Source organism: Akkermansia massiliensis, from assembly GCF_018847375.1.
In the GTDB taxonomy this organism is placed as follows: Bacteria; Verrucomicrobiota; Verrucomicrobiia; order Verrucomicrobiales; family Akkermansiaceae; genus Akkermansia; species Akkermansia massiliensis.
This window is the reverse complement of sequence record NZ_CP072036.1, coordinates 2,800,187-2,824,193: the sequence shown is the minus strand read 5'-3', so window position 1 is coordinate 2,824,193 and position 24,007 is coordinate 2,800,187. Positions and strand designations below refer to the sequence as shown.

21 protein-coding genes are annotated in these 24,007 nt (G+C 59.2%); 16 read left to right on the top strand and 5 right to left on the bottom strand.

The features are described 5' to 3' along the window. The first annotated feature begins 111 nt into the window (after window positions 1-111). The 13 genes from J5W70_RS11805 to J5W70_RS11745 all read left to right on the top strand — a co-directional run bounded on the left by J5W70_RS11805 (window position 112) and on the right by J5W70_RS11745 (window position 13,643). Entirely contained in the window at window positions 112-1,299 is a 1,188-nt protein-coding gene (locus J5W70_RS11805; protein ID WP_257228291.1) for an iron-containing alcohol dehydrogenase, read from the top strand. Window positions 1,300-1,316: 17 nt separating this feature from the next. Further along, the gene (locus tag J5W70_RS11800; protein WP_022397143.1) at window positions 1,317-1,853 is read left to right on the top strand and encodes a flavodoxin family protein; all 537 of its coding nucleotides are present in this window, start codon (window positions 1,317-1,319) and stop codon (window positions 1,851-1,853) included. A gap of 402 nt (window positions 1,854-2,255) precedes the next feature. Then, complete coding sequence (locus J5W70_RS11795) at window positions 2,256-2,609, top strand: cyclophilin-like fold protein (RefSeq protein ID WP_022397142.1); 354 nt, start codon at window positions 2,256-2,258, stop codon at window positions 2,607-2,609. Between the two features lie 183 nt (window positions 2,610-2,792). Next, the gene (locus J5W70_RS11790; RefSeq protein WP_022397141.1) at window positions 2,793-4,112 is read left to right on the top strand and encodes a DUF418 domain-containing protein; all 1,320 of its coding nucleotides are present in this window, start codon (window positions 2,793-2,795) and stop codon (window positions 4,110-4,112) included. 21 nt (window positions 4,113-4,133) lie between these two features. Then, complete coding sequence (locus J5W70_RS11785; protein WP_022397140.1) at window positions 4,134-5,144, top strand: EamA family transporter; 1,011 nt, start codon at window positions 4,134-4,136, stop codon at window positions 5,142-5,144. Between the two features lie 275 nt (window positions 5,145-5,419). Then, entirely contained in the window at window positions 5,420-6,292 is an 873-nt protein-coding gene (locus tag J5W70_RS11780) for a DUF3737 family protein (RefSeq protein WP_022397138.1), read from the top strand. Then, window positions 6,289-7,464: a MalY/PatB family protein gene (locus J5W70_RS11775; protein WP_102731870.1), complete on the top strand. Its 1,176-nt coding sequence runs from the start codon at window positions 6,289-6,291 to the stop codon at window positions 7,462-7,464. Before J5W70_RS11780 ends, J5W70_RS11775 begins: the two co-directional genes overlap by 4 nt. A 76-nt stretch (window positions 7,465-7,540) precedes the next feature. Further along, on the top strand, window positions 7,541-8,548 hold the full coding sequence (locus J5W70_RS11770; protein ID WP_022397135.1) for a DUF362 domain-containing protein: 1,008 nt from the start codon (window positions 7,541-7,543) through the stop codon (window positions 8,546-8,548). A 49-nt stretch (window positions 8,549-8,597) separates the two neighbouring features. Continuing rightward, window positions 8,598-9,443, top strand: a complete 846-nt coding sequence (locus J5W70_RS11765; protein ID WP_022397134.1) for an aldo/keto reductase — start codon at window positions 8,598-8,600, stop codon at window positions 9,441-9,443. A gap of 24 nt (window positions 9,444-9,467) precedes the next feature. Then, window positions 9,468-10,547 (top strand): alpha/beta hydrolase, encoded by a 1,080-nt coding sequence (locus J5W70_RS11760; protein ID WP_102721969.1) that lies wholly within the window; start codon window positions 9,468-9,470, stop codon window positions 10,545-10,547. Window positions 10,548-10,687: 140 nt separating this feature from the next. After that, window positions 10,688-11,827: a metallophosphoesterase gene (locus J5W70_RS11755; protein ID WP_022397132.1), complete on the top strand. Its 1,140-nt coding sequence runs from the start codon at window positions 10,688-10,690 to the stop codon at window positions 11,825-11,827. Between the two features lie 182 nt (window positions 11,828-12,009). Beyond that, entirely contained in the window at window positions 12,010-12,588 is a 579-nt protein-coding gene (locus J5W70_RS11750) for a flavodoxin (RefSeq protein WP_249853039.1), read from the top strand. Between the two features lie 77 nt (window positions 12,589-12,665). After that, entirely contained in the window at window positions 12,666-13,643 is a 978-nt protein-coding gene (locus J5W70_RS11745) for a carboxymuconolactone decarboxylase family protein (RefSeq protein ID WP_022397130.1), read from the top strand. Window positions 13,644-13,799: 156 nt separating this feature from the next. Here J5W70_RS11745 and J5W70_RS11740 read toward each other — a convergent pair whose 3' ends face one another. After that, complete coding sequence (locus J5W70_RS11740) at window positions 13,800-14,285, bottom strand: MerR family transcriptional regulator (protein WP_022397129.1); 486 nt, start codon at window positions 14,283-14,285, stop codon at window positions 13,800-13,802. A gap of 282 nt (window positions 14,286-14,567) precedes the next feature. Further along, window positions 14,568-15,275: a PEP-CTERM sorting domain-containing protein gene (locus J5W70_RS11735; RefSeq protein WP_022397128.1), complete on the bottom strand. Its 708-nt coding sequence runs from the start codon at window positions 15,273-15,275 to the stop codon at window positions 14,568-14,570. Between the two features lie 861 nt (window positions 15,276-16,136). Between J5W70_RS11735 and J5W70_RS11730 the strand changes: the two genes are divergently transcribed. Further along, window positions 16,137-16,616, top strand: coding sequence for a NanQ anomerase/TabA/YiaL family protein (locus tag J5W70_RS11730; RefSeq protein ID WP_180971813.1), 480 nt, complete (start codon window positions 16,137-16,139; stop codon window positions 16,614-16,616). 89 nt (window positions 16,617-16,705) lie between these two features. Here the strand turns inward: J5W70_RS11730 and J5W70_RS11725 are convergent, their stop codons facing one another. Beyond that, window positions 16,706-18,196 carry an alpha-amylase gene (locus tag J5W70_RS11725; RefSeq protein WP_022397125.1) on the bottom strand — a complete coding sequence of 497 codons (1,491 nt, stop codon included), beginning with the start codon at window positions 18,194-18,196 and terminating at the stop codon, window positions 16,706-16,708. A gap of 395 nt (window positions 18,197-18,591) precedes the next feature. Continuing rightward, entirely contained in the window at window positions 18,592-19,977 is a 1,386-nt protein-coding gene (locus J5W70_RS11720; RefSeq protein ID WP_022397124.1) for an MATE family efflux transporter, read from the bottom strand. A 180-nt stretch (window positions 19,978-20,157) separates the two neighbouring features. On the opposite strand from J5W70_RS11720, the gene J5W70_RS11715 reads away from it, so the two are divergent. Further along, window positions 20,158-20,604, top strand: a complete 447-nt coding sequence (locus J5W70_RS11715) for a hypothetical protein (protein WP_102728141.1) — start codon at window positions 20,158-20,160, stop codon at window positions 20,602-20,604. Window positions 20,605-20,714: 110 nt separating this feature from the next. After that, a complete protein-coding gene (locus J5W70_RS11710; RefSeq protein ID WP_102728142.1) occupies window positions 20,715-22,892 on the top strand; it encodes a family 20 glycosylhydrolase in 2,178 nt (725 codons plus the stop codon). Window positions 22,893-22,997: 105 nt separating this feature from the next. Here the strand turns inward: J5W70_RS11710 and J5W70_RS11705 are convergent, their stop codons facing one another. After that, window positions 22,998-23,948 (bottom strand): enolase C-terminal domain-like protein, encoded by a 951-nt coding sequence (locus J5W70_RS11705; protein ID WP_022397121.1) that lies wholly within the window; start codon window positions 23,946-23,948, stop codon window positions 22,998-23,000. Window positions 23,949-24,007 lie beyond the last annotated feature (59 nt).

Here is a 24,007-nt window from a genome sequence, read left to right as displayed (position 1 = left end):
TCTTTCATTAGAGCAGGTGTAACCTTTTAGATGATAGGTAGTGTGTTGCTTCTCGTTTCCGGACGGGTGTTCCGGGAGTCCGGGAAGCGGCCCTTAAACCAACCTGTCATCATGTCAAACCATACCCATTCCGCCTTTCTCATGCATGTGCCCACCCGGCTTCTTTTCGGGGCCGGGCAACTGGAGAACCTGCATGCGGAAGCATTGCCGGGCCGCAAGGCCATGATCGTCATTTCCAACGGGAAGTCCACCCGGGCCAACGGTTATCTGGACCACCTCACGGGGCAACTGGACAAGGCCGGAATCGCCTGCGCCGTCTTTGACCGGGTGGAGCCCAATCCCCTGAATTCAACCGTCAATGCCGGAGGCCGGTTCGCCCGGGAACACGGCTGCGATTTTATCATCGCCCTGGGCGGAGGGAGCTGCATGGACGCCGCCAAGTCCATCGCGCTGATCGCAGTGAATGACGGCGATTACTGGGATTACATTCCCTCCGGCACGGGGAAGGGGAAGCCGGTTTCCAACAGGCCCCTGCCGATCGTTGCCATTACCACCACCGCCGGCACCGGATCGGAGGCGGACGCGGGCACTGTCATCACGAACGAGAAAACGCATGAAAAGACGGGCTTTGTCCATCCGGACCTGTTTCCGGCGCTTTCCATCGTGGACCCGGAGCTGATGCTTACCGTTCCTCCGCTGTTTACGGCCTTCCAGGGCTTTGACGCCCTGTTCCACAGCGTGGAGGGCTACGTTTCCAACGGCACGAACCTGATGAGCGACATGTACGCCCTGGAGGCCATTAAGCATATCAGCCGCTACCTGCCCAGGGCGGTGGCCGACGGCTCCGACCTGAAGGCCCGTACCCATGTGGCCTTCGGCAATACCCTGTCCGGCTACGTGATGTGCGTGGGCCGCTGCACCAGCGAGCATTCCCTGGAGCATGCCTTGTCCGCCTACCATCAGGAGCTGCCCCACGGGGCCGGCCTCATCATGATCAGCAAGGCGTATTTTACGCACCTGATTGAACGGCATGTGGCGGATGAACGCTTTGTCCGCATGGCGCAGGCCATGGGAATGCCGGAGGCGGCGGACCCCATGGATTTCATCACCATGCTGGACAGGCTGCAACGGGATTGCGGCGTAAGCGGCCTGCGCATGAGCGATTACGGCATTGCGCCGGAGGAGTTCGGGAAAATGGCTCACAATGCGCGGGAAACCATGGGGTTCCTGTTCCAGTGCGACCGCGCGGAGCTGTCCGTGGAGGATTGCGTTTCCATTTACCGGAAGTCTTATCTGTAAGCCGGGGAGCCTGTACCATGAGCAAGAAGATTTTAATCATTTCCTCCAGTCCGCGCAAGGGCGGCAATTCCGACCTCCTGTGCGATGAGTTCATGAAGGGGGCGCGGGGCGCAGGGCATGACGTGGAGAAGGTGCGCCTGGCGGAGAAGCGCATCGGCTATTGCCGCGGCTGCGGCGTGTGCCATGACACCCACGCCTGCCTCCAGAAGGACGATATGGAAGAGTTGCTGGACAAGCTGCTGGAAGCGGATGTCATCGTGCTGGCCACTCCCGTGTATTTTTATACGCTGTGCGGCCAGATGAAGACGTTTATCGACCGCACGGTCCCCCGTTATCTGGACATCCGTGACAAGGAGTTTTACTTCATTCTGGCCGCGGCGGAGGATAACCGGGCCAATATGGAGCGCACCGTGGAGTGCTTCCGCGGTTTTCTGGACTGCCTGGAAGGGGCGGTGGAGAAAGGCGTGGTTTACGGCACCGGGGCCTGGAAGATGGGCGGCATCAAGGGCAATCCGGCCATGAAGCAGGCCAGAATCATGGGGATAGGGGTTTGAGCCTTTTTCCCCACTAAAGAAGATCAGCCGTAAAACCGCCCATGGAATAATATCAACCGGATTTCATATAGAATGTTTTTTGCGCCCAGCGAGGATAGGTGAGACAGCTTCCCGCGGCGTCCGATTTCCCGGGTGGGGATGAGGGCGCCGCGGGAAGAAAAGCTCCGGCAATGTTTCCGGCTTTTCTTCTGCCCGTGGTGCGCCTTCCGTTGCCGGAGAAGGCCGGCAGCCGTTTTTTCCTTCTTCGCGGGGATTCCCGGTCCCGTTCAATCCTGCCGGGCAGCCATTCCTATTAAAATATAGACGATGAAAAAATTATTACCATATTTGTACGCGGCAGGGGCTTTCCTTGCCCCCTGTTGCGCCGCGGAGCCGGAGATTCCCCAGCCATCCCCGAACACCATGAATATTACGATTAAAGCAGGAGAAAAGGAAATTGCCGCCACTCTTCAAGACAATGCCGCCGCCAGGGATTTCGTGGCCCGGCTTCCCCTGACGCTGACGCTGGAGGATTACGGCGATACCGAGAAGATCAGCCCTCTGCCCGGCAAGTTGTCCACCGCCGGGTCTCCGGCCATGGGGAAACCCTTCCGGGGGGCCATCGCCTATTACGCCCCGTGGGGCAATTTGTGCATTTTCAGGAAGGCCTTCGAGCCGTCCCGCGGCTTGGTGATTCTGGGGAGCGTGGACGGGGAAGGGATGAAGGCGCTGGATGTTTCCGGAAAGATCCGCGTGACCATTGACGTGAAACGCTGACCTTCCGGTTTGTCCGGCAGGTTTTTATCCCGGTTTTCCGGGATGGGGCAGCGTTCCTTTTTTAAGGAATCGGGAGAAGGCTGTTTTTCCCGGGCGGGGGCCTGTTGCCTCATTTTTTTGGGAGAAAAGATATTAAAGATACATGAGATTTTTTTAATGATATGAAAATAAAATATTTATTGAATGCGTGCGCTGCGGTGCCCGGTGATGGGAAAGGAGGGGCGGATGCCTCCCGTTGACAGGATGGGCCCCGTCAGCACGCGGGAGCGTTCCGTGATTCTGGACGCCTTGAGGGGACTGGCGCTTTTCGGCATCTGCCTGGCGAATTTTCCGGAGTTTTCCCTGTACACGTTCCAGAGTCCGGAGGTTGTTTCCGCCATGCCCACCGCCGGAATCGACCGGGTGGTCCGCTTCCTCCAGTACGTGTTTATTGACGGCAAGTTTTACAGCCTGTTTTCCCTGTTGTTCGGCATCGGCTTTTCCATCATGATGTCGCATTCCATGGAGAAGGGGCGCGACGGCATCGCCGTTTTTTACCGCAGGATGGGCCTTCTGGCCCTGATCGGGCTGCTGCACCTGATGCTCCTGTGGAGCGGGGACATCCTGCTTCTGTATGCGCTGGCCGGCCTGCTGCTGCCGCTGTTCCGGAATGTGCCGGACAGAAAGCTGCTGGCGATTGCCGCCGCGCTTGTTTTCTGCCCTGTTCTCATGGATGCCCTGAAGGTTTTTTCAGGCTACCGGTTTGACCTCGCCGCTCCGGTGGGGGGCGCAGTACGGTATTTCAACGGCCTCAGCGGGATTACGGACGCGAATTTCGGCAGATGGCTGGTGGACGGGGAACATTATTCCGACGTTCTGAAGTTCACCCTGTCCGGGGCGTTCATCCGCGTCCAGGAGCTGCTGGAGAGCAACCGCGTCTTCAAGGTGCTGGGCTTGTTCCTGCTGGGGCTGTATGTGGGAAGGAACGGAATTTATGCGAATCTGGAGAGGCGGCGGACGCTGTTGAAGAGGGTATGCCGCTGCGGTTTTCTGGCGGGGCTGCCCCTTTCCTTCCTGTACGCCGCCCATGCGCTTCACCTGCTGGGCGGCGTACCCGTGGCCGTGGCCTTCCTGTATGCCGTCAGCGTTATTCCCCTCAGCCTGGCGTATGTGTCCGTTTTCTGCCTGTGGTTCCTTCGCCGGAAGGACGCTCCCTTGTTCCGGGCGCTGGCGGCTCCCGGGCGGATGGCGCTGACCAATTACATCGGGCAGTCCGTGCTGGGCATCGTCCTGTTTTACGGAATAGGCTTCCGCCTGGGGGCCCGGCTGGGGCTGGCGCAGGTGGAACTGGTAGCTGCCTCCGTCTTCCTGTTCCAGGCGCTGTTCAGCCGCGTCTGGCTGAAGTTCTGCCTGTTCGGCCCCCTGGAATGGGGCTGGCGCATGCTGACGTACGGGAAAAGGCTCCGGTTGTTCCGGAAGACTCCGGTTTTCCCCGGAAGGAAGGCGGCTCCTTTTAACAAGTAAAGAGTTCATGGAGGTTTTCCAATGGCTGTTTATCCAATCACGGAGCCGCCGGGCCGGCTGGGAGTCATCACCGCGTATCTGATGATTTACGTGGTGTGGGGGTCCACCTATTATTTTATCGGGACGGCGCTGCAGGGGTTCCCTCCGTTTCTGCTGGGCGGAATGCGCTTCTGCACGGCGGGGCTCCTTCTGCTGCTGGCCGGGCGGGCAAGGGGGGAGGATATTTTCCGGGGTCCCCTGGTCCGGAAGTCCGCCGTCAGCGGCATTATCCTCCTTTTCGTGGATATGGCCGTCGTCATGCTGGCCCAGCAGTATTTGAGCAGCAGCCTGGTGGCGATCATCGCATCGTCCACGGCCATCTGGATTATCGCGCTGGATGTTCCCATGTGGCGCAGGAATTTCCGGAGCATTTCCGTTTTCGCGGGGATAGCGGCCGGATTCCTGGGAGTGGGCCTTTTGTTCGCGGAGCAACTTGGACGGGAGGAAGGGGGGGGCCAGGGCGCGCACGGTATCCTGCTGCTGGTTTTCGGCTGCGTTTCCTGGGCTTTGGGGACGCTGTACGCCAAGTACCGTTCCTGCGCGGAGGAGGCGGTCAACAATGTGGGCGGGGCGGCGTGGCAGATGCTCGCGGCGGGGGTGATGTTCTGGTGCTGGGCCCTCGTCCGGAAGGAGCCGGAGAACATGGATTGGGAGGAAGTTCCTGCTTCCGCGTGGCTGTCACTCCTTTATCTGGTGCTGTTCGGCTCCGTCCTGGCGTACACCAGCTATATCTGGTTGCTGAAGGTTCGTCCGGCGGCGGAAGTAGGCACGCACGCCTATGTGAACCCCCTGGTGGCCGTCGTCCTGGGGTGTGCGGCGGGAGGGGAAGGGATGACGTGGGCGCGGATGGCCGGGCTGTTCGTCATCCTGGGGAGCATCGCGCTGGTGAGGAGAACGCCTCCGGAAGATTCCGCCGGGAAAGGGCGCGCGCTTTCCCCTGCGGCCGCCATGGCGTACAGAAAGGGAATATCGTGCCGGGAATCTGAAAAATGAAGTTTTTTTCATGATTTCACGGTTCATGAAATGATTTTTATGACAGTTAATATTTATTAATTATGAATACATTACAAATGATGAACGAGAAAATGCTAAAAATCCTTTGCATTACAGTTACTATAAGGAATAGCCTGAAGGAAGAAAGAAGAAGGCCGGGAATGCGGAGAATGCCGCTCCCCGTCTTTTTCCCGGTCTTCCTTTTCCGGATGCCGATTGCCGCCGCTTAAACGCATATGATGAATTCCAAAAGAACATTTTACCAACCCATCACCATGACCAAGAAAATGATTAAGAATACTTCCTACGAGGGGGAGCGCCCCTTGTTTGCCTCCCATCATCTGAGGCTGGAAGACGTCACGATTTATCCGGGAGAGTCCGCCCTGAAGGAATGCTCCGACATTGAAGCCGTACGGTGCGAGTTCCGGGGAAAGTACCCTTTCTGGCACAACGACGGCTTGCTGATTGAGAATTGCCTGTTCAGGGAAGGCGCCCGAGCCGCCATCTGGTATTCCCGGAACCTGCGCATGAAGGATACGCGGGTGGAAGCCCCCAAGATGTTCCGGGACATGGACGGGATGGTTCTGGAGAACGTGGTCCTGACGGACGCCCTGGAATGCTGCTGGCACTGCCGGAACGCGGAGCTGCGCAACGTGCAGGCGGACAAGGGCGATTACCTGTTCATGCACGGGGAGAATATGGACATTGACGGTTTCCGCCTGAACGGGAACTACTCCTTCCAGTATTGCAGGAATGTGGTGATCCGGAATGCGGAGATTCATTCCAAGGACGCCTTCTGGAATACGGAGGGCGTGACGGTGTACGATTCCGTGGTGGACGGGGAATACCTGGGCTGGCATTCCAGAAACCTCCGCCTGGTGAATTGCCGTATTTCCGGCACGCAGGCGTTGTGCTACGCGGAGAACCTGGTGCTGGAAAACTGCACGTTCGGGGAGGATGCGGACCTTTGTTTTGAATATTCCTCCGTGCAGGCGGAAATCAAGGGGCGCGTGCACAGCGTCAAGAACCCGCGCAGCGGACGCATCGTGGCGGAAGAGTACGGGGAGGTTATTCTGGACGAGCACTGCAAGGCTCCGGCCAACTGCTCCATTGAAACGGGAAAAACGCAGTCGGGAGAAGCAGCATGAAGTACGATTTTGACACCCTTGTGCCGCGCCGGGGAACGAATTCCTACAAGTGGGATTCCATGCCCCGGGCGGACATTCTGCCCATGTGGGTGGCGGACATGGATTTCCGCACGGCTCCGGCGGTGACGGAGGCCATCCGGAAGAGGGCGGAACACGGCATTTTCGGCTACACGCGGGTTCCGGATTCCTATTATGAGGCGGTCACGAACTGGTTTGAACGCCGCCACGGCTGGAAGATCAGTCCGGAGTGGATTATTTACACCACGGGGGTGGTGCCCGCGCTGTCCGCCATCATCCGGGCCCTGACGGCTCCGGGGGACAAGGTGCTGGTGCAGACGCCCGTGTACAATTGCTTTTTTTCCTCCATCCACAATAACGGGTGCGTGGCGGAAACCAGCCCGCTGAAGTACGAGAACGGGAAGTACGCGCTTGACGCGGAGGACCTGGAGCGGAAGGCGGCGGATCCCGCCGTCAAGCTCCTGCTCCTGTGCAATCCCCACAATCCCGCCGGGCGCGTCTGGACGAGGCCGGAGCTGGAGAAGATCGCGGATATCTGCCGGAGAAACGGCGTGCTGGTGGTGGCTGACGAGATTCATTGCGAACTGACGTATCCCGGCCATCCCTACACGCCGTTCGCCTCCCTTTCGGAGGAGGCCCTGCGCCATTCCGTCACCTGCATTTCCCCCAGCAAGGCCTTTAATCTGGCGGGCATTCAGATCGCCAATATCGTCGCGGCGGATGAGGAGGTCCGGAGGAAGATTGACAAGGCTATCAACATCAACGAGGTGTGCGATGTCAATTCCTTCGCCGTGGATGCTCTGGAAGCGGCCTACAACGGCGGAGAGGACTGGCTGGAGGAGCTGAAGCTTTACCTTTACGGGAATTACGAGACGGTCCGGGACATGCTGGGCGAACGCCTACCGCAACTCCGCGTGCTGCCGCTGGAGGGAACGTACCTGGTCTGGATAGATTGCTCCGCGCTGGGGCTTTCCTCCGCGGAAATTGTCCGTTTGCTGGAGGAAGAAGGCCGGGTGATGGTGAACGGCGGCGAAATGTACGGGGAATCGGAGGGCTGTTTCATCCGCCTGAACATCGCCTGTCCCCGGAAACTGCTGCTTGAGGGGGTGGAAAGAATCTGCCGTACGCTGGGCGGCCGCGTTTCCGGAACATGAACGCGGCCGGCGGCCTGAAAGGTCTCAATGGAGAGAGCGCGAAGAACGATCATCAAGAACAAACAATCAAGTTGCCATGAGAAACAATATGACGAGAAGAGCGTGGCTCCAGTCTTCCACCGCGGCCCTAGCGTGCCTGGCCTTGCCGGAATATGCGCTGGGCGCGGCCGCGGAGAAGAACGGAGCTTCCAGGGTATGGATGACGAAGGAGATTTCTCCGGAGGCTCTCGTAAGAATTTACGAGGCCCTGGGGCGTCCGGCCACGGGAAAGGCGGCCGTCAAGATCAGCACCGGGGAGCCGGGCGGCCGCAATTTCCTGAGTCCGGCCCTGATCAAGGGCCTGGTGCACCGCGTGAACGGCACCATCGTAGAGTGCAATACGGCTTACGGCGGCAAGCGGTCCCGGACGGAAGACCACCTACGTGCCGCGAAGGAGCACGGTTTTTCCGACATTGCCAGGGTGGACATCATGGACGCGGAGGGAGAGTTCACCATTCCGGTGAAGGACAGGAAGCACCTGGAATACGATATCGTAGGGAACCATTTGAAGAATTATGATTTCATGATCAACCTGGCCCACTTCAAGGGGCACGCCATGGGCGGCTTCGGCGGCGTGATCAAGAACCAGTCCATCGGCGTGGCTTCCGCAAGCGGCAAGGCGTACATCCATTCCGCCGGAAAAACGCGGGACGTTGCCGCCGTGTGGAACAATCTGGCCGCGCAGGACGACTTTCTGGAGTCCATGGCCGCCTCCGCTCAGGCGGTGGCCGATTACTTCGGGGACAGGATTCTGTATATCAACGTGATGAACAAGCTGTCCATTGACTGCGATTGCGATGCCCACCCCCATGACCCGGAGATGAAGGGCATCGGCATTCTGGCTTCCCTTGACCCGGTGGCGCTGGACCAAGCCTGCCTGGACCTCGTTTACGCCGTCAAGCCTTCCGCCGGAGACAACAGCAAACCCCTGATCGAGCGCATTGAAAGCCGTCATGGGCGGCACACGGTGGATTACGCCGAACAGATAGGCCTGGGTACCAGGAAGTATGAGCTGAAGGAGCTGGAACCGCAGGAGGGCGTTTAACGGAGTATTTTCCTTTCAATATCAAAAATAATAAAAAACAGAAACAGTTATGGAAGAAGTTACATTAAACAACGGAGTTGTCATGCCTATCCTGGGCTTTGGAGTTTTTCAGATTCCCGACGCCGCAGAGTGCGAGCGCTGCGTGCTGGACGCGATCGGCGCCGGCTACCGTTCCATTGATACGGCCCAGATTTACAGCAATGAGGAGGCCGTAGGCCGCGCGGCGGAGAAGAGCGGGGTGCCGCGCGAGGAATTGTTCCTCACCACGAAGGTGTGGATTACCAACGGCGGGTATGAAAAGGCGAAGGCTTCCATTGACGAGTCCTTGCGCAAACTGCGCACGGATTACGTGGACCTGCTGCTCATCCACCAGCCCTTCAACGATTATTACGGCACTTACCGGGCCATGGAAGAGGCTAACCGGGCCGGAAAGGTCCGTGCCATCGGCGTGAGCAATTTTTATCCGGACCGTTTTGTGGACCTGGCGGAGTTCTGCGAGATCAAGCCCGCCGTCAACCAGGTGGAAACGCACGTGTTCAACCAGCAGGTGAAGGCCCGGGAGCTGATGGCGAAGTACGGTACCAGGATGGAATCCTGGGGGCCCTTCGCGGAAGGCCGCAATGGATTTTTCACGAATCCGGTGCTGAAGGACATCGGAGAGAAGTACGGCAAGACTCCGGCGCAGACGGCCCTGCGCTTCCTGATCCAGCGCGGCGTCATCGTCATTCCGAAGACGACCCACCGGGAAAGGATGGAGGAGAATTTCAACGTCTTTGACTTTGAACTTTCCCAGGAGGACATGGGGGCCATCGCCAGGCTGGACCGCGGAGAGAGCCTTTTCCTGTGCCATCAGGACCCGGAGTCAGTCCTGTACCTGATCAATTACGTAAAGTAATAATTCACCTCAAGTATTGGAAAGATGACAGGGCATTCATTTAAAAGGTTTTGCGCGGCTTTCTCCGCCTGCATTTGCTGTGCAGGGAGCTTATCCGCTGAAAACAATAACGCCAACACGGACAGGATCATGAACGAACAACTGAATTTAACGCAGGAATGGGACAAGGTGTTTCCGAAGAGCGACAAGGTAGACCACCGCAAGGTAAGCTTCCGCAACCGCTACGGCATTACGCTGGCCGCGGATTTGTATATCCCCCGGAAGGCCGGCGGAAAGTTGCCGGCTATCGCCGTTTCCGGCCCCTTCGGAGCCGTGAAGGAACAATCTTCCGGGCTCTATGCCCAGACGATGGCCGAGCGCGGTTTTCTAACGATCGCGTTTGATCCCTCGTATACGGGAGAGAGCGGCGGGGAACCCCGTTATGTCGCTTCCCCGGACATCAATACGGAGGATTTCTCCGCAGCCGTCGACTACCTCTCCACACGCGACGACGTGGACCCCGAACGCATCGGAATCATCGGCATTTGCGGGTGGGGCGGCATGGCGGTGAACGCGGCGGCTATCGACACCCGCATCAAGGCGACGGTAGCGTCCACGATGTACGATATGAGCCGCGTGAACGCGAACGGCTATTTCGACGCGATGGACGCCGACGCCCGTTATGAGCTTCGCAAGCAACTGAATGCCCAGCGCACCGCCGATGCGAAGAACGGTTCTTATGCGCTCGCGGGGGGCGTGCCCGATCCCCTGCCTGACGATGCCCCAGGATTCGTGAAGGATTACTACAATTACTATAAGACGCCCCGCGGCTACCACAAGCGTTCGCTCAACTCGAATGGCGGATGGAATACCACCTCCGCGCTCTCGTTCATCAATATGCCCCTCCTGGCGTACAGCGGTGAAATCCGCAGCGCCGTGCTCATGATTCACGGAGAAAAAGCCCATTCACGCTATTTCAGCGAGGATGCCTTCAAGAAGTTGAAAGGGGACAACAAGGAGCTGATGATCATTCCCGGCGCGAGCCATGTGGATCTCTATGACAATCAAGCCGGGGTTATTCCTTTCGGCAAAATCGAGCAGTTCTTTCAGGAGCATCTGAAATAAGGAGGTTCTGCGGCTGATTTTGAAGGGAGCTGATTACGGTGAGGGACTCAACATGATAAGCCGTCTGCCGGTTGTTCGCAGGGGAAGGACAGCGTTCTTCCCGTTCCGGCGGGGTTCAAGCCATTTTAAGCAAGAGACACATGATACTGATTTTCGGAGCATTGCTGGCGGTTTACGTTTTCTGCCGCGCCATTCTGCCGCTTAGGCTGAAATGGGGCTGGAAGGCCCTGCTCGCCGTCCTTCTGGCGGTGGCGGCGTTCAAATTCCATCTGCTGCATTTGTTCGGCGGCCCCATGTTTTTCTCCCCGGTTCTGCCGGAAGGCGTCCTGCTGGCGGCCGCATGGCTGTTCTCCGTGCTTTTCTTGTTCTTTTTCCTGCTGCTGGCGGCGGACGTGGCGCGCCTCCTGTATTTGCTGGTTCTGTTCTGCCTGCGGAAGAAGAAGACGGAACGGTTCCGCATCATCGGCAACCGGGTGAATCTTGCCCTGCTGGCTTTCGCCGCCGTACTGGCTACCGTGGGGATGGCCGGAGGAACCGGGGTGCCGCGGGTGAAGGAGGAAACGATTTCCGTGAACCATCTGCCGGATGGGGCGGACGGCCTGACAGTCGCCGTGCTGGCGGACCTTCATGTGGACGGCATCACGCGGGCGGACCGCATCAGGAAAATTGTGGAACGCACGAATGCCCTGAATCCGGACATCGTCATTATTGCCGGGGACTTCGTGGACGGGACGGTTCCCGTGCACGGGGATGATTTGAGGCCGCTTGCGGATTTGAAGGCCAGGTACGGGGTGTTTGGCGTGCCGGGCAATCATGAGTATTATTCCGGTTATGAGGAGTGGATGGAGTTCCTGCCCACCCTGGGCATCCGTATGCTTCACAATGAACATGTGCAGACGGGCGGGGGCGCGGTAGTGCTGGCGGGGGTGACGGATCCTGTAGCCGGCATCATGGGAAAGGAGGTGCCGGATATACGCAAGGCGCTGGCGGGAGCCCCGGAAAAGGGGGTGCGCATCCTCGCCGCCCATCAGCCGCGGCTGGCCCCGGAAGCGGCGGAGCACGGCGTGGACCTCCAGGTTTCCGGCCATACGCACGGCGGCATGATTGCCGGCATTGACCGGCTGGTGGCCCGGTTCAACGAGGGCTTTGTGTCCGGATTGTACACGGTGGGGGGTATGAAGCTGTATGTCTCCAACGGGGCGGGGATTTGGAACGGCTTTCCCATCCGCATCGGCGTTCCTTCGGAAATCGTGCTGATCCGGCTCCGGAAAGAGGAATAAGAGTGTTTAGAGTGGAGTGGGTGCAATCTTTGGAACAGATGAGGGAAAACATGTTGACTTATAGCTGCTCTAACGTTTAGACAGGAAGAAGGAACAAGGGTCGTGCACGGAGACTGCCGGATGAAGCCGTTTTTCTTCCCGGGCTGTTTTCTGCGCGGCCTTCCAACCCAGACATTAAATTCATGAAAACAATATCAATGATATGCACGCTGGCGGCCGCCCTGATGACGGGGGCCGGATGCTCGGGACAGGAACAGCCCAAGGTTTCCGTGGAACCTGCCAAGGTGCTCGTCGCCTACTATTCATGGGGCGGCAATACGAAGTACGCCGCCGCGCAGATTCAGAAGGCGACGGGCGGAACCCTGTTTGAAATCAAGCCGGTCAAGCCTTACCCGTCCGGGTACCGGGAATGTACGGTACAGGCCAAAAAGGAGATTCAGGAAGGCGTCAGGCCGGAGCTGGCCGCCAGGGTGGAGGACATGGGCAAGTACGACGTGATTTTCATCGGCAGTCCCAACTGGTGGAGCACGATTGCGCCTCCGGTCGCCTCTTTCCTGGCAAGCCACGACCTTTCCGGCAAGACGGTGATTCCGTTTGTGACGCACGGAGGCGGCGGCATGGCGCGCTGCGGGGACGAGGTGCGGAAGCTGTGCCCCAAGTCCACCGTTCTCAAGGGCGGAGCTTTTGCCGGGGAAGGCATCCGGACGGCCAGGCCCGCGCTGGTCAAGTGGGTCAATGACACGATCACCATCAACAAATAATGCTCCTTATGAAACGAACCCTTGCGGGAATGGCTTTTTCCCTTGCCTGTTTGATGAACCTTTCAGAAGCCCAAACCATGAATAACGATACAAGCGCCTTGTCGCCAAAAGAACAACAGATTGCCGCCATCAGCGCCCATACGGCCAGGGGCGACATGCCCGGCCTGCGGAACGCCCTGACGGCGGGGCTGGATGCCGGACTGACCCTGAACGAGCTCAAGGAGGTGCTGGTCCAGATGTATGCCTATTGCGGTTTTCCACGCAGCCTGAACGCTCTCAATGAGTTGATGGTTCTGGCGAAGGACCGCGCCTCGCGCGGCATCAATGATACGGTGGGAGCGGAGGCGGGAGCGCCGCCCGCCGGAAAGAGCATCGACTTCGGCACGGCCAACCAGACGAAGCTTTGCGGCGCTCCGGTGAAGGGGGATCTTTTCCTGTTCGCCCCGGCCATTGACGAGTTCCTGAAGGCGCATTTGTTCGGGGACATTTTCGGCCGCGACAATATGGACTGGAAGACCCGGGAGCTCGCCACCATCGCGGCCCTGGCCGCCATGACGGGCACGGAAAGCCAGTTGAACTCCCACATCCGCATCGGGAAGCACAACGGCCTGACTGACGGGCAGGTGGAGGCCATTCTGGCCGTATCCGCCGCTGCCGGGAAGAAGGACGCCTTCCCCAAAGGGGAGCCGGCTCCGGCCAATTTCACCGGAAAAGCCTGGGTAGCCATGCTGGTGGACAACAGGGATTACGACATGTCCGCCTATAACGTCACCTTTGCCCCCGGCACGCGGAACAACTGGCACAGCCATTCCGTGGGCCAGGTGCTGTTCTGTACGGAAGGCACGGGATACTACCAGGAGCGCGGCAAGGCCGCCCGGCGCCTGACGCCCGGTTCCGTGGTGGAAATCCCGGCCAATACGGAGCACTGGCACGGCGCGGCGCCGGACAGTGAGTTCGTGCACCTCGGCATCACGCCCAGGGCGGCTTCCAACAGGACGGCGTGGGGAGGCCCCGTGACCGATGCGGAGTATGCGGAGGCGACGGGAAGCAAATAAAAGCGCAGGGATTTTCCGGCGTTTCCTCCTTTTCCTTCGGAGAGGGGGGAAGCCGGGAAGGTTTTTCTCCTTGACGGGAAATGAAGGAAAAAACGGGGCGTCCGGGAATTCCACTGGAATTCCCGGACGCCTCCTGTTGCGGATTTAAGGGAAAGCTTATTCTTCCGGAGCGATGTTCGGTTCGCTGGCGCTGACGTGGTTCAGCGGATTGCAGCTGTCCGGCCTGTGGTTGTTCAAAAGATCCTGGTAGAATTTCTTCTTGTACTTCAAGACTTCCATCTGTTTTTTCAGGATGCGAAGCTGTTCACGGAGGCTTTTCTCCTGCTTGAAAATCAGTTCGGCGCGTTCCGGAATGGTGGTGTCCCCTTCCTGGCACAGGTCGATGTAGTGCTTGACGCCTTCAATCGGGAGGCCCGTCATCCGGAGGCAGTGAACCAAGCGCAGCCAGCCCAGGGTGTAGTCTGAAAACATGCGGGCATTGCCTCCGCTGCGGTCCACGTCCGGAATCAATCCGGCGTTTTCATAGTAGCGGATGGTGTAGGCGGACATCTCCATCATTTCCGCAACCTGTTTCACGGTATATTTGGGAGTGCGGTCATAGGAAGGCCGGTAGGAGCTGGATGGGGTCTTTTGTGTGATCATTGTGCAGTTGATGGCTTACAGTTACTCTAATATACTACCGGTTGCGGGATGGCAAGCGTTTTGCGTTGCCTCGCGGGCAATAACGTGTTCATAAGGCAGGGAAAACGGCTGGGACCGCCTTCCGGCGGACGGAAGGGTTTTCTGACTGACTAATTGCCGGATGAAGGAAAAGGGGAAAGGCCGGAAAGCCGTCTCCATGGTTGCTCCTGGAGAAGACGCCGGAACATGAAAAAGGCTGTTCCGGTGAAGGAACAGCCTTGATTCATTGGAAGAAAGCACATTTCAGGCGCGTACCCTGCGGCGGCGCAGCATCATGGCGGCAAGCCCCAGCAGGCCCAGGGAGGCCGCGGCCGGTTCGGGGACGGCCAGCGTCCCTTCCAGGGAAAGGTCTTCCACGGTGGCGTTATCTCCTCCCCGGCCTCCGGAGCTTCCCACCACGGCATAGACCTTGCCGTTGCCGTTTTCCTTCATGGCTCTCAACTGGTCTTCCGTGAGGTCATAGTGAACGTTCCAGGGGGAGCCGTCATTGTTCCTCGTTCCCTTGCAGAGTTCCACCATTTCCCCGTCCCTGGTTTCATACCAGACGGAATACGTGTACGTTCCGGTGGTTCCGGACGGGGTGAGGTTCATGCTGAAGCTCAGGCCGGAGTAATCCTGAATGTTTTCAATGGTCATTTTCAGACCGAAGCAGACGCCCGCCGTGCCGGGCATGCTGGGCAGGTTGATGGTCTGGTCTTCCGTGTTGGAGGTGGCGTTCCCCCAGCGCATGTCGCCGTTGCCGGTAGTGGTGTACCATCCGTCAGCCCGGGAACCGAGCCAGTTTTTAACGTCGTCTCCCGTGATGCCGTCCCCGGCAAGGCGTCCCGCTGAGTTGTAGCCCTGGCCCGTCATGGCGCCGATGTCGGGCATCAGCTCGACGGTTGCCGCCGCAGCGACGCCTGCCAGAGAGGCCACGGCCAGGTGGATGATGAGGTATAATGCTTTCTTCATATTCGTGTGGAATGATTGAATTATTCGCAAACTACCGGATTAACAATCCGCGGAGCTCCGGAGACGTTTCAAACGGGAACGAAGGAAAGCTCAAATGCATGGTTAACAAACACTTTCCCGTTTTCTTCCAAGCCCGCATACTGCCTGGGAATTGGGAACTCCCGGCCCTAATGGATACTCTCGCCGGAGCAGGATGGCGGCTATTGAAGGAGAACCTCCGCTGCGCTGCGGAAAGATTTTTTACCCACGAAAGGCGGGAGCCTTCCGTTCCCAGGCGCGGGAGGTGCAAATCCACCGTTTCTTTTGCAGGTTGCCTTTCGCCTGGAAAGGACGGGAGCCTGCTCCTCATCTCATGGCTGTTTCCTTTCCCAGACGCGTCTTTCCCGGAAGTTCGGGCTTCCCTGCTTCGTTGCGGAACGAAGAGAAAATCTATTGCATCAGGAACAGAAGCTGACGATTTACGGAGTATGGACAAGGGAAATTTCCCGAAAACGTTTTTCTTTCAGATGTTCATGCTTGACTCCGGATTGTTAATCCGATGCATGGTCTTCTCTATGTTTTAGGTAATTGAAACAGAATATATTATGGAGACGTTAAGAAGGTGTTTTCCTGCGCTGGTGATGCTTGTAGTTGGCAGCCGCGGGGGAGGAATACCTCAATAAAGGGAGGCGGATGGAGCCAGTGCCTCCCCGTCCGTTTCCTGAAACTCCGGTTTCACGGCTTTCCTTCCGCCGGACGGGGGCCCGGTCAGGAATTGTCCGGAGCGGGAAGTGGGGGCCGGCGTGCGCCGTGTCCCGGCAAGTCCGGGAATTCCCATGGAAAAGGGTCAAAGGGTTTGACGGGCTTTTCCGGCCCGTTACAATGAGACCGCTCCGGGATGGAGCCTGCGCCATGATTATTGCCTCCCTTTCCGATTCCGCCCGTTACGAGTCTTTGAATCCCCTTTTCCAGCGGGCTTTCGATTTTGTCAGGGAGGCCGGTCCGGCTTCCCTGGAACCGGGCCCCCATGTCCTGGAGGAAGACGCCCTGATTGTGATGGTGAATGAGCCGGCGATGAAGAAGCCGGAGAAGGCCCGCATGGAAGTGCACGACAGGTTCATTGACATCCACGTTCCCCTTTCACGGGAGGAAGGGTTTGCGTGGAAGGACCGCTCTGCCCTGGAAAAGCCTTCCGAACCGTTCAACATGGAAAAGGACGCGCAGCATTACGACGATGCGCCGGACACCTCTTTTACCGTGAAGCCGGGGCAGTTCGCCGTCTTTTTCCCGGAGGACGCCCATGCCGGCTGCATCGGGGAAGGGGCTCTCCGTAAACTGGTGATTAAAGTCAGAACGGCCTGACCCGCCTTCCGGAAAGATGGTCCGGCGCCGGAACAGGCCGTTCCTCCACGCCCGCTCCGGCTTGCCTGCCGGCGGGGCAATCATTCAATTTATTCCTCGTCTTCCACCCTCGCGTCCTGCTTGGGGTCCTGCGGAGCATTTTCCGGAATCCAGACGGCCACGTTGCCGCCGTGGACGAGGAACTGGCCGTTGCCTTCCTCGTCAATGGTGACGGTTTCCTCCACGTTTCCGGTGGCTTCCTTCCAGGTTTCCCCGGCGTGCTGCTTGCCCACGTTCATCACCTTGTCTCCGTCCTCCCCGTTGGAGATGAGCACGGCCACGCCGGAATGCGGGTGGTCGTCATCCCCCACGCGGGTGAAGCCGATGGTGTTCGGGTGGTCAAAGTAGTAGTTCTGCTCCCCGAAGGCATGGTTTTTACGGATTTCCAGCAGGTTGTCGATGATGCCGCGGTGCATGGGCGGGTTGCCGCTTACTCCGTAGTAGTCCCCGTAGAAGATGCAGGGATAGCCTTCCTTCATGAGCAGGATGAGCGCATAGGCGGAGGGCTTGAACCAGTCTTCCACGGCTGATTCCAGGGAGCTGCCCCACTGGGAGTCATGGTTGTCCACAAAGGTGACGGCCAGCGTGGGGTGGTTCTGGACCAGGGTGCCGTCCAGAATCTTGGAAAGGTCGTAATCACGGCCCTGCTTGGAAGCCTGGTACATGTTGTAGTGCAGGGGCACGTCAAACAGGTCCACCTTGTAGCGTTCCTCCTTGAGGTATTCGTTCAGGGAGTCCAGGTCCTGCTTCCAGTATTCGCCCACGGCGTAGAAATCCTCTCCCCTGTCCTTGCGGACGGCGGCCAGGAATTTCTTGATGAACTCGTCATTGATGTGCTTGATGGCGTCCAGCCTCATGCCGTCCAGGTCCAGTTCCCGGGATACCCATACGCCCCATTTTTCCATTTCTTTCACCACTTCCGGGTGGTCGAAGTCCAGGTTGGCGAACATGAGGTAGTCATAGTTGCCGTTTTCTTCATCCACGCCTTCGCTCCAGCTTTTCCCGTCCCCCATGATCTTGAAGATGGAAGTTTTTTCCGTAGCGGCGTCGTAGTCCGTGCCGGTGAAGTGGTACCAGTGCCATTTGAAGTCGGAGTACTTGTCTCCGCGGCCGGGGAAGTTGAAGCCGGTCCAGCCTTCGATTTCGTAGGCGTCCGTGATTTCCTTGTCCCGGTTCTGCTGGTCCACTTCCTTGGCCATGAATTTTTCCGTATAGTCCGCTCCGGCCTTGTGGTTCATGACGGCGTCCAGGTAGACGCCCACATGGTGTTCATGAAGGGCCTTGATGGCGTCCTGGAGTTCCTGCTTGGTGCCGTATTTGGTGCGGACCGTGTTCTTCTGGTCGAATTCCCCCAGGTCAAACAGGTCGTAGGTGCCGTAGCCCACGTCGTTCTGTTCCTTGCCCTTGTAGGCCGGCGGAATCCAGACGGCTGTAACGCCTATTTCCTCCAGATGGGTGGCGTCTTCCTTCAGCTTGTTCCAGAACTGCCCGTCGTTGGGCAGGTTCCACTCAAAATATTGCATCATGATTCCGTTTTTCATTTTGTCAGATTCCTTGTAAATGTCGTTCGGGTTGTTCCGCCTTCAGGAGGCCGGCTGATGGGGAAGACGGTTCCCTGGCGTCTGCCGGGCGGGGCTCCGGATGATGATTTCACACGAAGCCGTCAACAAAATAGAGTCCTTAAAGCGCGGCGCGTTCGGCATACTGCCGGTGTTATGTCCCGCAAAATGTCAGGGAGAACGTGTGGAAAGCTGGAAAAGAGGGCTTTCCGCCAGGGCCGGACTGAACCTGCCCGCGAGCCGTCAGGAGTGAAACTGGCCCTTGTTGCTGCTGGAAAAACGAGCGTCAGCGAACGAGTGTGGAAAGAGAGGGCGCGGCCTTTGTCCGCCTGTTCATTCCGAAGCCGCAGGGGCCTGCGGCGCTCCCTGGAAGGGTTTCACGCTTCGGCCGTGCTGTGGTCCAGGTAGTGCCTGTTTTTCAGCCGGTAGTATTTGAGGAACCTCCGGATGAAGAGCAGGGTGACGATGAAGGAGAGCACGTCCGCCAGCGGGAGGGAGGCCCAGACGCCGTCCTGTCCCCAGAACCTGGGCAGCACCAGCAGGAACGGCAGCAGGAAGAGCATCTGGCGCGTCAGGGAGAGGAAGATGGCCAGACGGGCCTTCCCGATGGCCTGGAAGAAGTTGCCGATGATGATCTGGCTGCCGATGAGCGGGAAGGCCAGCACGCAGATGGTGAGGCCGTTGGCCGCCAGGCTGATGAGCGCGGCGTCATCCGTGAAGAGCCCGGCAATGCCGCGGGGGAAGAAAACGCAGGCCAGGAAGCCCAGCGTGGTGAAGGAAGTGCCCGCCAGCACGCCGTACTTGAGGGTGAGCAGGACGCGTCCCGGCTTCATGGCCCCGTGGTTGTAGCCGATGATGGGCTGCATGCCCTGCGTGAGGCCGATGACGAGCATGGCGAACAGGATGAGAATGCGGTTGATGATGCCGTAAGCGCCGATAGCCAGGTCCCCCCCGTGGTCCGCAAGCTGCCTGTTGATGGCGATGGTGACCGCGCTGCCGCAGACGTTTACCAGGCACGGAGCCATGCCGATGGACAGGATGCCGGTGACGATGGCCTTCCGCAGTTCCCAGATGCCGCGCCGGAAGTGGACCGTGCTGGCCGCGTCGGAGAAGTGGAGCAGCACGCGCGCCATGCCGGTGACCTGGGCAAGCAGGGTGGCCAGGGCGGCTCCGGTGATGCCCCATTTGAACCAGAAGATGAAGATGGGAGCCAGGATGATGTTGATCCCCACGGAGAGCAGGGTGGAGCCCATGGCCTTTTTCGGGTAGCCGGTGGCCCTCATCACGTGGTTGAGGTTGAAAAAGACGTACGTGACGGGCAGCCCCAGCAGGGTGACGAGCATGAAGTCGTACGCGTAGGCGAGGGTTTGCCCGCTGGCGCCGAAGGCGGTCAGGATTTCCGTCAGGAAGAGCAGTGTGGGAACCACCAGCACCACGGCGGCGATCAGGCTCATGATGAGGACGTTCCCCAGCGTGCGCTCCGTCCCCTCCTGGTCCTTCTTGCCCAGACGGATGGAGCTGATGGCCGCCCCGCCGATGCCCACCAGCGTGCCCAGCGCAAAGGTCAGGTTCATGATGGGGAAGGTGACGGCCAGGCCGGACAGGGCCAGGGGGCCCACGCCGTGGCCGATGAAGACGCTGTCAATGATGTTGTACAGGGAGTACACCACCATGCCGGCGATGGAGGGCAGGGAGTACTGGACCAGCAGACGCCATACGGATGCGTTTTCCAATTCTGCGATGTTGCGTGACTGGGCTGCCATGGACGGACCTCCTTTTCAGACGGGAGGCAAACTATAGGAATGCGCGGAGGGGTTGTCAAGCTGTCCACCCGTCCGGGGAGCGGGCATTTTTCCGCCGGAGCGGCCGGAAAGGCCTGTTTTTGATTGACTGGGGAAGCTTTTGGGGGTTGATTCCTTTCCGCCTTTTTCCAGGAACACGCCATGACTTTTTCCGTTTGCCCTTTCCTGCGCCTTGCCGCCGTCTGCGGAGGCGCCCTTCTGTGCTCTTCCTGCCTGCCCATGCTCGGCACCGGGCAGATGCTGGCGGGCAGCCATCTTGCGGACGGCCTGCTGTCCACCTCCCCCCTGGACCTGGTGTGGAGGGGGGACATCCGGTCCTTTCCCTCCTCCGGGCTGGATACGCCCAGGGGCTTCAAGGTTTCCCCCGCGGATTCCTATTCCCTGCTGATGGAGGCGCGCCCCGGCATTGCCGGAGAGTGGGCCTGCTACCATGACCGGAACAGTTACTACTGGGCCTTTGTGGCCGGGAAGAAGGAGGAGGAAGCGGGGCTTTACGCCGTGCGCCGCGGCGTGGCCGTGAACGGAACCACCGGGGAGATTGAAGACCACCCCGCCGCGCAGGCCGTCAAGCCTCCCTCCGTCATGTAGGCGCGGGTTCTGGTCTTTTTGCAAAAACCGCTGCCGGGAACCCGTTTTCCGGGCTGTGGAACACGATAGATTTGACAGGCAGGGGCCTTTGCGGGCGTATTATTACCCGCATGAAGTTCCTTTTATTATCGTTTGCGTGGATGTGCATGGCGTGCGCCGGGGCGTGGGGACAGGATACGGCTCCCTCCTTCCCGGCGAACGGAGCCAATTACAGGCTGTTCCCGGCGGACCAGCCGCCCCTGGTTCCCAAGCCCCAGCAGCTGCACTGGACCGGCAAGGCCATTCGCGTGCAGTCCGTTCGCATCCTGGCCCCGTCTCCGTCCAGGACTTCCTATCCGGAACAGATGAAGTTCATCGTTTCCGAATTGAAGTCCTTTCTGGCGGACCACCGGGTGAAGGTGGCTCCGGACGGGGCGTTCGCCGTCAAGTTCGTGAAGGGGGAGGTGAAGGCCGGCACGGAGAATCCCAAGCTGAAGGAGGAGGCCTATTCACTCCGCGTGACTCCCGGCGGCGCGCTGATTACGGCAGCGGACACCAGGGGGTTTTATTACGGCATGAAGACGCTGGAGCAGCTTCTCCTGCGGCGCGGCGGGACGACGACCATCGCCGCCTGCGACATCGTGGACTGGCCGGATTTTGAAATCCGCGGGTTCATGAACGACGTGGGCCGCAATTACATGCCGCTCCCCCTGATCGCGCAGGAGCTGGATTCCATGGCGCAACTTAAGCTGAACGTGTACCACTTCCATTTCACGGAGCATCCCGGCTGGCGGCTGGAGTCCAAGATTTATCCGGAACTGAATGATCCCAAGAATTTCACCCGCATGCCGGGCAAATTCTATACGCAGAAGGAGTTCAAGCAATTGGTGGAGTACTGCCGCCTGCGCAACATCCTGCTGATTCCGGAGATGGACATGCCGGGGCACAGCCAGGCGTTCCGGAAGGCGCTCAACGTGAAGATGAGCGATGAAAAGGCCACGAAGGCCCTGGTGGCCCTGATCAAGGAGATGTGCGCCCTGGTTCCCAAGGAGAAGATGCCCATCATCCACATCGGCACGGACGAGGCCCACGGCAAGGACGAGCAGGTGAACAATGACATTCTGAAGGAATACATCAATGCGGTGGAGTCCTGCGGCCGCACGCCCATGAGGTGGCACCCCGGCCTGACGCCTAAGGGCTATAACGGCTCCATCCTGCAATTGTGGTCCGGCCGCCAGAACCGTGGCGCATGGCCTGTCAACGGGTCCAAGTACGTGGATTCCCTGGAGACCTACCTGAACCACCTCGATCCGTTTGAAACGGCCATGACCATGTACTTCCGCCGGGCCTGCCCGTTCCAGAATGCGGACGGCCTGGGCATGATGCTGTGCTCTTTCCCGGACCTGGAAATTACGGACCCGCGCAACCAGGTTCTCCAGACGCCCGTTTACGCAGGGATGGCGTTCGTTTCCGAGCCCTTGTGGAACAATCCCCATGAAAAGGTGCAGGGAGACCCCAACCAGGACGAGTACATGAAGTATTTCTCCAACCTGCCCGTGCAGGGGGACCCGCTGCTGAAAGGATTTGCGGAGTATGAAAACCGCGTGCTCGCCATCCGGGACCGCTTCTTCGTGAACAAGGAGTTCAATTACGTGCGGCAGGCCAATATTCCGTGGAAGCTGCTGGGCCCCATTCCCAACGGAGGGAAGACGGAAACGGAGTTCGCCCCGGAGGCGGACAACAAGACCGGGAAGATGAAGGATTCCTACGAGATTGACGGCGTTACCTACGAGTGGTCCAAGGACGCCTACACCGGAGCCACCATCATCTTCAAGCATTACTGCGATTTCCCGACGCTGTTCAACGGGGCGAAGATGGGGGCCTATCCCCACAAGAACCACACCTATTACGCGCAGACCTGGATTTATTCCCCGAAGGCGCAGACGGTGCCCTTCTGGATCAGCGGCCATACCTGGGCCACGTCCGACTGGCGCAACGGCCCGGCGAGCGTCCCCGGCAAGTGGTTCCACGCGAATCCCAGGTTCTTCGTGAACGGGCAGGAGATTGACCCCCCGCAATGGAAGAAGCCGCGCAACGGCGGCGTGCTGGTGGATGAAAACTACCATTTCCGGGAGCCTTCCATGGTTCCCCTGAAGAAGGGCTGGAACCGCGTGCTGGTGAAGAGCCCCAGCAACAATTCCGCGCGCCGGTGGATGTTCACGTTCGTTCCCGTGCAGGTGAACCCCAAGACGCCTGGCTGCAACGTGAAGGAGTATCCCGGCCTCAAGTTCGCCGCGGAACCGAAGTAAAGGGCTTTTCCGGTTGTTCCCGGGCAAATGACGAAGGCATGAAGCGCGTTCCGCTTCATGCCTTCTTTGTGTCCGGACGAAGTTCCGGGAGAGCGCGGCGTCCTGTCAGAGTTTTTTCCAGGGCAGGGCTTCCAGCATCCCGTCAAAGCCCAGTCCCGTTCCGGCGGGAACGGCTACCTGCGGGTTCATGCCGCCCATCTGGTCAAGGAAGGGGTCCGGTTCAAACAGGAGGTGTGTGCAAAGGCCGCAGAGGGGGATTTCCGTGGGCAGGGCGTTGCGGTAGTAGTCCGCCGCCTGGTAGACGGCCCAGAGCTGCCCCACGGGATGGTCCATGACGGTGGTGAACACGGGGGGCTCGTAAAGATACTCCGGCGTAGCTTCCCTCGCGGGCTTGACGATGCGGATGATGGGCAGGTCCGAGGAGATGGCCGGCTGGTGCTCCGAGTCCGAGCCCATGTCCAGGGCCAGCGGCATGCCGGCGTCCACCAGCCGTTCCCAGCTCTGGACAGAGAAGGGGCACGGGTCTTCAATGAAATCTATCCGGGTTTTCAGGTGGTGGGGCAGGGATTTCCAGAATTTCAGGGCGTCGTTTTCATTCAGGCAGCCGTTGAAGTCCAGCCGCCAGCGCCAGGCGGGGACCATGGAGGCGAGCATGGTCAGCCGTTCCAGGGCGGCGGCCAGGTTGGGGCTGGCCTTGATTTTTCCGGCCTTGAACCCCTTGGATTCCATGATGCGGATGGTGGCGGGGCTGACGCAGGAGGGCAGCGTGGCGTGGCTGGCCGGAATGTGCAGGCCGTCAAACAGGCTGGCGCCCTTCGCGCGCGCCTCCCCGTCCGTCCGGGCGCATTCCAAGGCGCGGATGCCCAGCGGCAGCGGGCTTCCCTTCCTGAGCGCGTCCAGTTCCTCCTGCAACGTGGCGTCCCCCAGCTCCGGCCACGGCTGGATGCAGCCGTACCCGCCTTCATCCGTTTTAATGAGGGCTCCTTTCCTGCATACTTCCGCGGCTCTGGCGTTCAGCGGACCGCAGGCCGTTAAAGAATATTCATGGTAAAACACAACTTTAATTCAAACAGCCTTTCAATCTTTTGTCACGATGAAAAAAGGTTTTCATTGGA